11 protein-coding genes are annotated in these 12,387 nt (G+C 73.9%); 3 read left to right on the top strand and 8 right to left on the bottom strand.

The window, feature by feature from the left end; translation table 11 throughout:
- Window positions 1-31: 31 nt before the first annotated feature.
- The 4 genes from ACF07V_RS10175 to ACF07V_RS10160 form a co-directional block, all read right to left on the bottom strand.
- The gene (locus tag ACF07V_RS10175; protein ID WP_392152912.1) at window positions 32-517 is read right to left on the bottom strand and encodes a DUF5304 domain-containing protein; all 486 of its coding nucleotides are present in this window, start codon (window positions 515-517) and stop codon (window positions 32-34) included.
- Window positions 518-561: 44 nt separating this feature from the next.
- Window positions 562-1,683 (bottom strand): ArsA-related P-loop ATPase, encoded by a 1,122-nt coding sequence (locus ACF07V_RS10170; RefSeq protein WP_392152910.1) that lies wholly within the window; start codon window positions 1,681-1,683, stop codon window positions 562-564.
- 407 nt (window positions 1,684-2,090) lie between these two features.
- Window positions 2,091-2,531 carry an SRPBCC family protein gene (locus ACF07V_RS10165; RefSeq protein ID WP_392152908.1) on the bottom strand — a complete coding sequence of 147 codons (441 nt, stop codon included), beginning with the start codon at window positions 2,529-2,531 and terminating at the stop codon, window positions 2,091-2,093.
- A 92-nt stretch (window positions 2,532-2,623) separates the two neighbouring features.
- Window positions 2,624-3,391, bottom strand: a complete 768-nt coding sequence (locus tag ACF07V_RS10160) for a metallophosphoesterase (protein WP_392152906.1) — start codon at window positions 3,389-3,391, stop codon at window positions 2,624-2,626.
- Between the two features lie 255 nt (window positions 3,392-3,646).
- Here ACF07V_RS10160 and ACF07V_RS10155 point away from each other — a divergent pair, with 255 nt between their 5' ends.
- On the top strand, window positions 3,647-5,443 hold the full coding sequence (locus tag ACF07V_RS10155; protein WP_392152905.1) for an AMP-dependent synthetase/ligase: 1,797 nt from the start codon (window positions 3,647-3,649) through the stop codon (window positions 5,441-5,443).
- Window positions 5,444-5,521: 78 nt separating this feature from the next.
- Here ACF07V_RS10155 and ACF07V_RS10150 read toward each other — a convergent pair whose 3' ends face one another.
- A complete protein-coding gene (locus ACF07V_RS10150; protein WP_392152903.1) occupies window positions 5,522-6,664 on the bottom strand; it encodes a glycosyltransferase family 4 protein in 1,143 nt (380 codons plus the stop codon).
- 131 nt (window positions 6,665-6,795) lie between these two features.
- Between ACF07V_RS10150 and ACF07V_RS10145 the strand changes: the two genes are divergently transcribed.
- Complete coding sequence (locus tag ACF07V_RS10145; protein WP_392152902.1) at window positions 6,796-8,058, top strand: glycosyltransferase 87 family protein; 1,263 nt, start codon at window positions 6,796-6,798, stop codon at window positions 8,056-8,058.
- Here the strand turns inward: ACF07V_RS10145 and ACF07V_RS10140 are convergent.
- Entirely contained in the window at window positions 8,019-9,401 is a 1,383-nt protein-coding gene (locus ACF07V_RS10140) for an MATE family efflux transporter (protein WP_392152901.1), read from the bottom strand. The two genes, ACF07V_RS10145 and ACF07V_RS10140, sit on opposite strands and share 40 nt — an antisense overlap.
- A gap of 100 nt (window positions 9,402-9,501) precedes the next feature.
- On the opposite strand from ACF07V_RS10140, the gene ACF07V_RS10135 reads away from it, so the two are divergent.
- Window positions 9,502-10,029 carry a PadR family transcriptional regulator gene (locus ACF07V_RS10135; protein WP_392152899.1) on the top strand — a complete coding sequence of 176 codons (528 nt, stop codon included), beginning with the start codon at window positions 9,502-9,504 and terminating at the stop codon, window positions 10,027-10,029.
- Here the strand turns inward: ACF07V_RS10135 and ACF07V_RS10130 are convergent.
- Together ACF07V_RS10130 and ACF07V_RS10125 are read right to left on the bottom strand one after the other, a co-directional pair.
- Entirely contained in the window at window positions 10,026-11,240 is a 1,215-nt protein-coding gene (locus ACF07V_RS10130; RefSeq protein ID WP_392152897.1) for a hypothetical protein, read from the bottom strand. The two genes, ACF07V_RS10135 and ACF07V_RS10130, sit on opposite strands and share 4 nt — an antisense overlap.
- 46 nt (window positions 11,241-11,286) lie before the next feature.
- Window positions 11,287-12,306: an NlpC/P60 family protein gene (locus tag ACF07V_RS10125; RefSeq protein ID WP_392152896.1), complete on the bottom strand. Its 1,020-nt coding sequence runs from the start codon at window positions 12,304-12,306 to the stop codon at window positions 11,287-11,289.
- Window positions 12,307-12,387: the final 81 nt, after the last annotated feature.

Genomic DNA, 12,387 nt, shown 5'->3' with positions numbered 1-12,387 from the left:
CCACCGTACCCGAGCGGGGGTGGCCCGCCGATCAGTCGAGGTCGATGTGCTGGCCGGTTCCGGGCCCCTCGTCGTCCTTGCGGTCGTCCTTGCGGTCGCCCTTGGGCGGCGTGTCCGGGTCCGCGTCCCGGCGCGGGTCGTCGGCGTCGGGGACGGAGCCGCCGCGGGTCCAGCGGCTCTCGTGGCCCTCGACGGCGGAGCGGTAGGCGGCGAGCAGCTCGCTGCCGGCGGCGGCGAGGTGGTCGAAGACCTGCGGGTTGCGCTCGATGACGGGCTCGACGACGGCCTTCGCCTGGTTGACGAGCTGCTGCACGGTCTGCGCGGCGGTCTGCGCGGCCTGGCCGCCGAGGAGCGGGTTCCCGAGGCCGCCGGAGACCTTGTCGGCCACGGCCTCGAAGAGCTTGCGGAACTCCTCCGCGGGCGAGCCGGGCTCGGTCGCGCGCTGCGCCCGGCGGCGGGCCTTCTCCGCCTCCAGGTCCTCGGCACAGGCCTTGGCCCAGGCGTCCGAATCGCTCATGGCGTACTCCTCAGTGGCTGCGTACTTCGACGGTACACGCCACCTCAGGCGGTGCGGGGCCAGAGCCCGGGGTCGGGTGTGAAGCGCACCCGGAGGTCCCCGTCGACGAGTCCGGCGCCGGTGACGGTGCAGCGGCGCAGGGCGCCCGGCAGGGGGACGCCGCGGCGGAACGCGCCGACGGTCAGGAGCAGTTCGTCGCCGCGGCGGACGAGGTTGAGCTCCTCCTTGACGGCGCCCGGCAGGGGGATGTGCCAGACGAGGACGCCGTCCTCCTCGCGCCGGTCCTCGACGGCCCACTCCGGTACGGGGACCGCTCCCTCGGTCCGGACCGGCGAGAGCAGCACCAGGTCCTCGGCTCCGCGCGGGGCCCTGCCGAGATGCGGCAGCTCGTACAGCTCCCCCGTGGCGGCGGTACGGAGCTCCGCGAGGTGCCGGTGCTGTTCGGCAGTGAGTCCGGCGAGCCACGGGTCCTCCGAGGCGGCGGGCAGGATCCGGTTGGCGACGACGGCGTCGAGGGCGAGGCGCTGGACGGCGAGGCCGAGCCGGGCGGTGCGCAGGGCGCGGGCGGCGCCGGGGCCGGGTTCGAGGACGAGCCGGACGGTGGTGCCGGGGGCCTCGACCACGGCCTGGACGGCGGCGAGCTCGGCCTCCCAGCGGGCGGTGGTCTCGTACAGCCACTGCGCGGGCATGGGGACGCCGGCGAGCTGGGCGAGCATCGGGCGCAGGGCGCGGGCGGCCTGGCGCTCCTGGGGCAGGAGGCGGCGCAGATAGCGGCGGAGCTGGCCGGGGAGAGCGAGGAGGGCGAGGGCCTCCGGGAGCGGCGGCAGATCGACGACGGCGAGGTCGTGGTCACCGGCGGCGGCGTCCCGCAGGGCCCTGAGCAGGGCGAACTGCCGGCTCCCCGGGAGCTCGGTCAGCTCGGCGTCCTCGAAGGGAGCGGCGCCGAGGAGGTCGAGGGCGGCGGAGGAGCGCTCCTGGAGGGCGAGGAACTCGCGCCGGAAGTCGGCGGCGGGCGCGGGCCGGAGGCTTTTTATGTGGGGGAGCGGGTCCGCGTCCTCGGATACGAGCACGACGCGGCGTCCGGCCCGGGCCTCGGCGAGGGCGGTGGCGGCGGCGAGGGTGGTGCGGCCGGCGCCGCCGGGGCCGGTGACAAGGATGATCCGCATGCGGCGAAACGTTACCGGGCCCCAGTTGCGGGCCGCCGCGCCACCCACCGGCGTGTGGGCCCGCGCCCGTCGGGGCGGTGCCCCCTGCCCGCCCGCCGTCTGTGCCCGCGCCCGCGCAGGGCGGTGTTCCCCGCCACCCGCCCGTGTGGGCAATCGTCCCGCCGGGGCGATGGGGGTCCCCCCTGCTCGAGCGATGCCGAGAGCTTGGGGGAGGGTGGGCACACGGGACGGCGCCCTTCAGCGGCGCCTCCGCGTTCCGCGCCTGGACCCGCACCAGCGACGACGGCGCACCTGCGGTGCGGGTCAGGGCGCGGAAGCCTCTGGCGCCGGCAAGGCGCGGGTCCGTTGTGCCCACCCGTTCCGCCCTTGCGGAACGCCTGCCCACAACGGGGTGGGGGGGGTGAGGGTTACGCGCCGGATTCCACGCGCTGCTTCAGGCCCGCCAGGGCGCGGTCGATGATGACCTTCTCCGCCTTGCGCTTGATCATGCCGAGCATGGGGATCTTGACGTCCACCGTCAGCTGGTACGTGACCTCGGTGCGCTCGTCCCCGAGGTCCTTCAGCAGGTACGAGCCGTCGAGGGAGCGGAGCATCTGGGACTTGACCAGCGTCCAGGAGACCTCGTTGTCCCCGGTCCAGGTGTACGCCAGGGTGTGGTCGTCCTTGATGGCGCCGGCGTCGAGGAGCAGCCGGACCTTCTCCGCGCGCCCGGCCTCGTCGGAGGAGAGGACCTCGGCCTCCTTCACCTCGCCGGTCCACTCGGGGTAGCGGGCGAAGTCGGCGATCACGCCCATGACGTCGGCCGGCGCCGCCTCGATGGTGATGCTCGAGCTGGTGTGTTCGGCCATCGCGGTGGCTCCTCCACTGTGCGGTCCGGCGGAAGTAGAAAAGGGGCACAGACGTGCCGACGGAAGGCTATCGCGCCCCCGTGGCCGCGCCGTCACCACTCCAGGGCGTAGGGCCGCCCGGTCGAGGCGAAGTGGCCGACGTTCACGCACTCCGTGACGCCGATCCGCATGCGCCGGGCGAGCGGCTGGTGGACGTGGCCGAAGAGGGCGTACCGCGGCCGGACCCGGTGGATGGCGTCGAGCAGGGCGCGGCTGCCGCGCTCGAAGCGGCGGGCGACCGTGTCGTAGGTCAGGTCGGGGACGTCCGGCGGGATGTGGGAGCAGAGGACGTCGACGTCCCCGAGCGCCTCGACCTTCGCCGCGTACTCCTCGTCGGAGATCTCGTACGGGGTGCGCATGGGAGAGCGCAGGCCTCCGCCGACGAAGCCGAACACCAGCCCGCCGAGCTCGATCCGTTCGCCGTCGAGGACGGTCGTGCCCGGTCGGGCGAAGTCCGTCCAGAGCTGGGGGATGTCGACGTTCCCGTAGGTGGCGTACGTGGGGGTGGGGAAGGCGGCGAAGAGTTCGGCGTACTGGCGGCGGACCGCCGCCTCGATCGCGGTGTCGCGGTCGACGTCGAGCTCGGCCCAGAGACGGCGGCCCAGGTCGCGGGCCTCGTCGAAGCGGCGTGCGGTGCGGAGCTCGACGATCCGGTCGGCGTTCTCGGTGCCGAAGAGGTCGGGGAAGATGCCCCGGCTGTGGTCGGCGTAGTCGAGGAAGAGGACCAGGTCACCGAGGCATATCAGGGCGTCGGCGCCCTCCCCCGCCTTGGCGAGGTCGCCGGCGTTGCCGTGCACGTCACTGACCACATGGACTCGCATGAGCCCACCTTAGGGGGTGTCACCTGCGGTTACTTGGGAGTCGCGAAACCCGTGGATTACTGTGCGCAGAGCAACGTCATGCATGTGTGACGCACGGAACATCTGGCCGGGACCCCCTATCGGGAACCATGTACTGGTGGGTAACGTCCGAGCGGTCCAGTCGTGCTCACCCCCACTGAGCACCTGCCCGATCATGGACTTCACCGGTGCATCACACAGAGCCGTGGCGCCGGCGCCCGATGAGGAGCAGCAGTCTTGCGCGAGTTCAGCCTTCCGGCCCTGTACGAGGTCCCCACGGACGGCAACCTGACGGATCTCATCCGCCGCAACGCCTCCCAGCACCCAGACGTCGCCGTGATGGGGCGCAAGGTCGACGGCGTCTGGACCGATGTCACCGCCACCCGGTTCCTCGCCGAGGTCCGCGGGGTCGCCAAGGGTCTGATCGCCTCCGGTGTGGAGCCGGGCGACCGGGTCGCGCTGCTCTCCCGCACGCGGTACGAGTGGGTGCTCCTCGACTTCGCGATCTGGAGCGCGGGCGGCGTGACCGTGCCGGTGTACGAGACGAGCTCGCCGGAGCAGATCCAGTGGATCCTCGGCGACTCGGGCGCGAAGCACGTCCTGCTGGAGAGCGCGGCGCACGAGGCGTCGGTGGCGTCCGTGCGGGCGAACCTGCCGGAGCTGGAGGGCGTCTGGCAGATCGAGGCCGACGCGGTCGCGCGGCTCACCGCCGCCGGTGCGGACGTCTCCGACGAGCTGCTCGACGCGCGCATGTCGGCGGCGAACGCGGACGACCCGGCGACGATCGTCTACACCTCGGGCACGACGGGCCGCCCCAAGGGTTGTGTGCTGTCCCACCGGGCCTTCTTCGCCGAGTGCGGCAACATCGTGGAGCGGCTCAAGCCCCTCTTCCGTACGGGCGAGTGCTCGGTGCTGCTGTTCCTGCCGGCCGCACACGTCTTCGGGCGGCTCGTCGAGGTCGCGTCGGTGATGGCCCCGATCCGTCTCGGCTGTGTCCCGGACATCAAGAACCTCACCGACGAGCTGGCCTCGTTCCGGCCGACGCTCATCCTGGGCGTGCCGCGCGTCTTCGAGAAGGTGTACAACTCGGCGCGGGCGAAGGCGCAGGCCGACGGCAAGGGCAAGATCTTCGACAAGGCCGCGCATACGGCCATCGCATACAGCAGGGCGATCGGCACCCCGCAGGGCCCGTCCTTCGGCCTGAAGCTGAAGCACAAAGTCTTCGACAAGCTGGTCTTCAGCAAGCTGCGGGCGGTGCTCGGCGGTCGCGGCGAGTACGCGATCTCGGGCGGCGCGCCGCTGGGCGAGCGGCTCGGCCACTTCTTCCGGGGCATCGGCTTCACGGTGCTGGAGGGGTACGGCCTGACGGAGTCGTGCGCGGCGACGGCGTTCAACCCCTGGGACCGGCAGAAGATCGGCACGGTCGGTCAGCCGCTGCCGGGCTCGGTGGTGCGGATCGCCGACGACGGCGAGGTGCTGCTGCACGGCGAGCACATCTTCTCGCGGTACTGGAACAACGAGGCGGCGACGGCCGAGGCGCTCGCGGACGGCTGGTTCCACACGGGTGACATCGGCACCCTCGACGAGGACGGCTACCTCGCGATCACGGGCCGCAAGAAGGAGATCCTGGTGACGGCGGGCGGCAAGAACGTCGCCCCGGCGGTCATCGAGGACCGGATCCGGGCGCACGCGCTGGTCGCGGAGTGCATGGTGGTCGGCGACGGGCGTCCGTTCGTGGGCGCGCTGGTCACGATCGACGAGGAGTTCCTGGGCCGCTGGGCGAGCGAGCACGGCAAGCCGGCCGGTTCGACGGCGGCTTCCCTCCGTGAGGACGCGGAGCTCATCGCGGAGGTCCAGCGGGCGATCGACGACGGCAACGCGGCGGTCTCCAAGGCGGAGTCGGTCCGCAAGTTCCGTATCCTCCCGGCCCAGTTCACGGAGGAGGCGGGGCACATCACCCCGTCCCTGAAGCTGAAGCGGAACGTGGTGGCGAAGGACTTCGCGGACGAGATCGAGGCGATCTACACGGCGTGAGCCGGTGGCGCCGGTGACGGTGCACGAAGGGCCCGGGGCGATCGCCCCGGGCCCTTCGCCGTACTGCCGAAGCGGGCGCTACAGGAGCTCGCGCAGCCGCTCCGCGAGCAGGTCCCAGCGCCAGCGCTCCTCCACCCAGGCCCGGCCGCGCTCGCCCATGCGGGCGCGGAGCTCGGGGTCGAGGAGGAGGGTGGCGACCCGGTCGGCGGTCTCCTCGGCGGACTCGCCGCGGACGACCCAGCCGGTCTCGCCGTCGAGGACGGCGTCGGGCGCGCCGCCGGAGTCGCCGGCGACGACGGGCAGGCCGGTGGCGGAGGCCTCCAGGTAGACGATCCCGAGGCCCTCGACGTCGAGGCCGCCGCGGCGGGTGCGGCAGGGCATGGCGAAGACGTCGCCGGCCCCGTAGTGGGCGGGCAGCTCGGACCAGGGGACGGCGCCGGTGAAGCGTACGGATCCGGCCACACCGGTCTCGGCGGCGAGGCGGTGCAGGTCCTTCTCGTACGGTCCGCCGCCGACGATCAGGAGGACGGCGTCCGGGACCCGGCGCAGGATCGCGGGCATGGCCCGGATCAGGGTGTCCTGGCCCTTGCGCGGGACGAGCCGGGAGACGCAGACGACGACGGGGCGGTCGCTGAGCCCGAGGCGGGCGCGGACCTCGTCGCCGCCGGAGTCGGGGTGGAAGGTCTTCTCGTCGACGCCGGGCGGGAGCTGGACCATGCGCCGGGCGGCGGCCGGGGTGAGGGCGGTCGCGATCCGGGAGCGGGTGTACTCGCCGAGGTAGGTGATCGTGTCCGTGCCCTCGCCGATGCGGCCGAGGAGCTGCCGGGCGGCGGGCAGCTGGGCCCAGCCGGCCTCGTGCCCGTGGGTGGTGGCGACGAGCCGCTTCGCGCCCGCGCGGCGGAGCGCGGGGGCCATCAGGCCGAGGGGGGCGGCCGCGCCGAACCACACGGACTCGCAGCCGTGCTCGCGGAGGAGCGCGGTGGCCCGGGCGGTGACCCGAGGAGTCGGCAGCAGCATGGTGGTGCGATCCCGTACGACCGTGAAAGGCTGTTCGGCGTCGAACGCGGCCGTCGCCTCGATCCCTTCACGGCTGCGCTTCCAGGTGGAGGCGTAGACCACGATCCGGTCGGGGTCCAGGCGGAGCGCCATGTTGTGCAGGAAGGCCTGGATTCCGCCGGGACGCGGCGGGAAGTCGTTGGTTACGATCAGGGTCTTGTGCATCGTGGCCGACAGTACGCGATCGCCTGCACCACCCGGCAACACCGTCACCCGCCACCGCGGGGCGGCAGGACCATGACCGCCCCGCCACCGCGGGCCGACAGGACAGGGACGCGACAGTGACGACGGGTGCCGTGGGGAACGGGTCACGCACGAGTCCGCGACTTGCCCTCGGCCTCTGGGGTCTCTCCCGGGTCCTGCTGCTGCTCTGCGTCTTCAAGATCGTGGTGATCCCGGGCCCCGACATCACCTTCGACGTCCGGGAGATCTACCAGGGCTGGTACGAGGTCCTGCGGACGGGCACGTACCCGCTGGACGACGTCACCTGGCAGTACCCGCCGGCCGCGGCGTTCGCGATCCTCGCCCCCGGTCTGCTGCCGTTCCTCGGCTACGCGTCCGCGTTCTTCGTCCTCGCCTTCCTCTGCGACGCGCTGGTCTTCGGGCTGCTGCTCCACACGGGCCGCCGGGCGGGCCGCTCGTCACGGGGTGCCTGGTTCTGGCTCGCGGGCGTCCCGCTGCTCGGCCCGACGGCGTACGCCCGGTACGACGTGATGGTCACCGCCGTCGCGGTGGCGGCGCTGCTCGCGGCGGGCCGCAGCCCGCGCGTCCTCGGCGCCCTCGCCGGTTTCGGCGCGGTCCTGAAGGTCTGGCCGGTGCTGCTGCTCGCGGGCTCCCCGAAGGGCCGGGCCACCCTCCGTTCCTGGTCGACGGCGGTGGGCGCGGCGGCCGCCGTCCTCGCGTTCTGCCTGGTGTGGATGCCGGGGGCGCTGGCCTTCCTCGGTTTCCAGCGGGACCGGGGCACGGAGGTCGAGTCGCTGGGCGCGATGGTCTTCCACATAGTCCGGCACTTCGGCTGGGAGGGCGAGGCGCGGATGAACTACGGGTCGATCGAGTTCCTCGGCCCGTACGTGTCCACGGTGTCGACGGCCGCGCTCGTCCTCACGGTCGCCGCCTTCGGCTGGCTGCTGGTGTGGCGGATCCGGGCGCGGGCCTTCGTGTCGTCGACGGTGGCGGACGCGGCCTTCGTGGCGGTGCTGCTGTTCACGACGACGAGCCGGGTGCTCTCCCCCCAGTACATGCTGTGGCTGGTCGGTCTGGCCGCGGTGTGCCTCGCCTTCCGGTCGAGCCGGATGCGGAAGCCCGCGCATCTGGTGCTGTGGGCGACGGCGGTGACGCAGTTCGAGTTCCCGGTGTGGTTCTCGCACGTGACGCGGAGCGATCCGCTGGGCATGGCGGTGCTGTTCACGCGGAACGGTCTGCTGATCGCCGCCACGCTCCTCGCCTGCCGGATCCTGTGGCGTCAGACGGTGACGGAGCCGCGTCTCGCCGAGGTCGGGAAGGTGCCGGCCCAGGGCGCTCAGCCGGAGCGCGAGAAGGCCTTGTCCGGCTCGTACTGACTCCTCCCGGCCTTCCCGGTCTTCCCGGGGGTCGCGGTGACCGTACGGCGGTGCAGCAGGCCGAGGGCCGCGCACTGGGCTCCCATGGCGAGGGCCATCGCGAGGCAGATCCCGGGGAGGCCGAGGCCGGTGCCCGAGAGGGCGTACGCGAGGGGGAGCTGGACGAGGACGCCGGCGAGGGTGATCCGGGCGAGGTACGGGCTCGCCCCGGTGCCCTCGAAGACTCCGGCGAGCGCGATGTACCCGGCCATGAGCAGCAGATAGGGGCCGAGGCAGCGCAGGAAGAGCGCGCCCGCCTCCGCGACCGCGGGCTCCGCTCCGAAGGCCCGCATGACGGGTCCGGCGCCGAGGAGCAGCAGCCCCGCGGCGCTCGCGCCGAGGGTGCCGCCGAGGAGGAGGGCCTGCCGGCCGACGGCCCGGCGTTCGTCCAGGCCCGCCCCGAGGAGGTGGGCGCTGTGGATGGACGCGGCCTGCCGGACGGCGTAGAAGGCCATGGTCGCCACGTACATGGCCTTGGTGGCGATGCCGTAGGCGGCGATCTCGGTGACGCCGAGCCGGGCGACGACGGAGACGAGCGCGAGGGCTCCGGCCATCCGGACCGTGAAGTCGACGGCCATGGGCAGTCCGGTGGCGGCGGTGCGGCGCAGCGCGGCGGCGGTGGGCAGGGCCGCCCGGGCCGCCCGCGCGGCCTTGAGGAGCGGGTCGCGGCGCAGGGCGAGGAGGCCGGCGGCGAGGGCGACGCTCCGGCCGGTGACGGTGGCGAGGGCGGCGCCGGGGACCCCGTACGCGTGGATGAGCAGCGGGTCGAGGACGAGGATCAGCCCGTTGGCGAGGAAGGCGAGCCGCATGGGGGTGCGGGTGTCGCCGGTGCCCTTGAGGATTCCGTCGAGGACGTTCGTGGCGAAGAAGACGGCCGTGCCGGGGAGCGAGATCGCGAAGTAGGCGGTGGCCAGGGCGTGCGCGGGGTGTCCTGAACCGCCGAGCAGGAGGGCGGCGAGCGGGTCCCGGAGCAGGTAGCCGCCGAGGGCGACGGGTGGCACGAGCAGGGCGCAGAGGGCGGTGCCGCCGCGGACGGCGGCGCGGACCGCGCCGGGGTCGTCGGCGCCCCGGGCACGGGCGACGAGGACGGTGGTGCCGGAGCCGGCCATGAGGACGACGCCGAGCAGGAGGTTCTCGACGTTGGTGGCGACCGCGACGGCGGCGACGGCGTCCCCGCCGAGCCGGGCGACCCAGACCATGTTGATGATGCCGGCGGCGACGCCGGCGAGGAGTTCGAGATAGACCGGGCGGGCGAGCCGGACGAGTGTGCGGCGGTGCGAGGACGGCGACGACAGCGAGGACATGTGAAGGGACCCCCTCTTTCCGATGTACCTCGATTCGAGGCACCTCGAAAAGAGGTAGCATGAGAAGCGGTCCCCCGACAAGCGCGAAGGAGAGTGCACGGTGCTGGAGCTGTCGATCCTGGGCTTCCTGTACGAGAAGCCGCTGCACGGGTACGAGCTCAAGGAGCGCATCCAGGGCCTGAGCGGCCACGTCCGCCCGGTCAGCGACGGCGCCCTCTACCCGGCCATCACCCGTCTGGTGAAGAACGGCCTGGTCGACAGCCGTACGGAGCCCGGCGTGAGTGCGGCCCCGCGCCGCACGCTCTCGCTCACCCCCGAGGGCCGCCGGGAGCTCCTCGCCCGGCTGCGCACGCCCAAGGACGCCGAGATCACCGACGGCCAGCGCTTCTTCACCCTGCTCGCCTTCCTGCGGCACCTGCCCGACCCGGCGGACCAGGCGGCCGTCCTCCGCCGCCGCCAGGAGTTCCTGGACACCCCGGCCAGCTTCTTCTACGAGGGCGGGACCCCGGTCACCGTCGAGCGGGAGCCCGACCTCTTCCGCCAGGGGATGCTGCGGATCGCCCGCGCGACGGGCACGGAGGAGAAGGCCTGGCTGGCGGAGACCCTGGAGAAGCTCGGGACGAGCTAGCCGAGCCGCTCCCCCAGGTACGTGCGCCAGTCGGCGGTGAACTCCTCCGGCGTGGTGTCCAGGACCTCCCGGAGCGCCTTCTCCACGGCGCCGTCCCGGCCCGGGTGCGCCCCCACCGCCCGGTAGAACGCGGTCAGCTTCTCCTCGCCCCAGCGGTCCGCGATCAGCTCGCAGGCCAGCCAGCCGCCCTCGTAGGCCCGGGCCAGCGCCTCCGCGTCCCCGCCGAAGGTGAAGGCCTCGTCCTCCGGGAGCCCGGCCGGGAGGTCTCCGGCCCGGACCGCGCGGCGCAGCTCGGGGGCGGCCTGGGCGGCGGTGCGGTCGGTCCCCCGGTAGGCGACCCAGTCGGCGAAGCCCTCGGAGAGCCAGACCGGGGTGGCCTTCGTCGTCTGGACGCGGGTGGCGACATGGGTGGTCTCGTGGGTGAGGACCACCTGCCGGCCGAACGCCCCGAGCACCGCGTACGCGTCCGGGTTCACGATCACCCGGTCCGCGGGCGCGGTGGGGCCACCGCCGGTCCGGCCGGTCGTGACGGCCGCGATGCCCCGGTAGGAGGCGGCCGGCCCGCCCAGGAGCCGGCCCATCGCGTCGATCGAGTCGGGCACCAGGACCACGACCCGGCCCGCCCAGTTCCCGTGCCAGGCGTCCCCGACCGCGGGCACCGCCCGGTCCGCCGCGGTCGCGATCTCCCGCAGCCGCTCCTGGCTCTGCCCCACGCCGAGGACGAGGCTGCGCCTGCCGGTCACGCTCCTGACCTCGCCCTGCTGCCACAGCTGCTGGGGGGCGCCCTCGGCGGCGCGGTCGCCGGTCACGTACCAGCGGCCGTCCCGCTCGGCGAGGTCGAGGACCCGCTCGGTGGTGGCGGGCCCGGAGTCGTAGCCCTTGATCCGGTAGCCGAGCTCGGCCCTGGCGGTGACCCGGCCCTCACCGGCCCGGTCGACATCGGTGACCCGGTACGTCCAGCCGCCGAGCGGGACCTTCGCGAGCCGGTCGAACTCGGTGCGCGCGGCCGGCACGAGCGCGGGGTCGAGGGCCGCGAGGTAGCCGGCCTCGTCCCGGTCGAGCAGCGCCCGCGCGTGCCGGTCGAGCAGGCTCTGGATCTCCTCGGACGCCGGTCCCGCCGGGGCGGGGGCCGCGCATCCGCCGAGGGCGAGCACCGCGGTCAGCAGCCCCGCCGCCGCACCGCGCACCGCTCCGCTCCGCCTGCCCGCCACGCCCCCGATCGTACGGGGACGGGGTCAGGCGCGGGCCGGACGCGGGTCAGACGCGGGTCACAGTGACGTGGGACATCATGTTCACCGGGTCGTAGCGGACCCGGGCGCCCGGGTAGGGGGCGTGGATGACCTGGCCGTTCCCGGCGTAGATCGCCACATGGCTGGCGTCCCCGCGGTAGGTGACGAGGTCGCCCGGCTGCGCCTGCGAGAGCGGTACCCGGCGGCCGGCGTACCGCTGCGCCGAGGAGGTGCGGGGCAGGCTGATCCCGGCCTGCCGGTACGACCAGACCATCAGGCCGGAGCAGTCGAAGGCGGAGGGACCGGTCGCGCCCCACACGTACGGCTTGCCGATCGCGCTGCGGGCGGCGATCACCGCGGCGGCGGCCCGCGAGGGGCCGAGGTCGGCGAGCGGCGGCATGTCCTCGGCGGGCGAACCGGCGCGCTCGCCGGTGCGGGAGACCCGGTCGTAGTCGGCGCGCTCCTCGACGGTGAGGGAGGCGAGCACCCGGCGGGCCTCGGCGAGCTTCCGCTCGACGGTGCGCTTGTGGCGGGCGACCTCGGCCCGGCTGCGCTCCAGTTCGCCGAGGGCCGTGCGGGCCTCGCTCCGCTCCTGGTTCAGGGCGCGCTGCTCGCGCAGGAGTTCGCCGAGCGCGGCGCCCTGCCGGGCGGTGACCCGGTCCAGGGCGGTGGCCCGGTCCAGGTAGCTGTCCGGGTCGGAGGAGAGCAGCAGGGCGAGGGCGGGGTCGATGCCGCCGGAGCGGTACTGGGCTCCGGCGACCGAACCGAGCGCGCCCCGCATGCGGTTGATGCGCTCCTGGCCGCGGGCGAGGCTGTCCTGCGCCTGGGAGACCGTCCTGCGCAGCGCGTCCGCCTTCTCGTCCGCCCGGTTGTAGCCCTCGGTGGCCTTCTCGGCCTCCTCGAAGAGGCGGTCGACCGTGGCGCGGGTGGCCGCGGGCGTCGCCCCGGGGTCGGCGCTCGCGGGGACGGCCCCGAGGGACGCCGCCGCGGTGGCCGCGGCGGCGGCGGTGAGGACGGTGACCCGGGCGGGTCGGCGGTGGGACGCCACGAATCGCGCTCCGTTCGGCTCGACGCTGACTGGCGCGGCAGACAGTAGCCGCTGATCAGTCCTCGTCCAACGAAGGCGCCG

This window comes from Streptomyces sp. NPDC015661 (assembly GCF_043077765.1).
Classification (GTDB): Bacteria; Actinomycetota; Actinomycetes; order Streptomycetales; family Streptomycetaceae; genus Streptomyces.
Note: the sequence above shows the minus strand (reverse complement) of the source record. Positions and strands in the feature narration are given on the sequence as shown.

Excerpts from the sequence above, each read along its gene's own strand:
- ACF07V_RS10175 (WP_392152912.1), bottom strand. The coding sequence starts at position 517 with ATGAGCGATTCGGACGCCTGGGCCAAGGCCTGTGCCGAGGACCTGGAG.
- ACF07V_RS10170 (WP_392152910.1), bottom strand. The coding sequence starts at position 1,683 with ATGCGGATCATCCTTGTCACCGGCCCCGGCGGCGCCGGCCGCACCACC.
- ACF07V_RS10165 (WP_392152908.1), bottom strand. The coding sequence starts at position 2,531 with ATGGCCGAACACACCAGCTCGAGCATCACCATCGAGGCGGCGCCGGCC.
- ACF07V_RS10160 (WP_392152906.1), bottom strand. The coding sequence starts at position 3,391 with ATGCGAGTCCATGTGGTCAGTGACGTGCACGGCAACGCCGGCGACCTC.
- ACF07V_RS10150 (WP_392152903.1), bottom strand. The coding sequence starts at position 6,664 with ATGCACAAGACCCTGATCGTAACCAACGACTTCCCGCCGCGTCCCGGC.
- ACF07V_RS10140 (WP_392152901.1), bottom strand. The coding sequence starts at position 9,401 with ATGTCCTCGCTGTCGTCGCCGTCCTCGCACCGCCGCACACTCGTCCGG.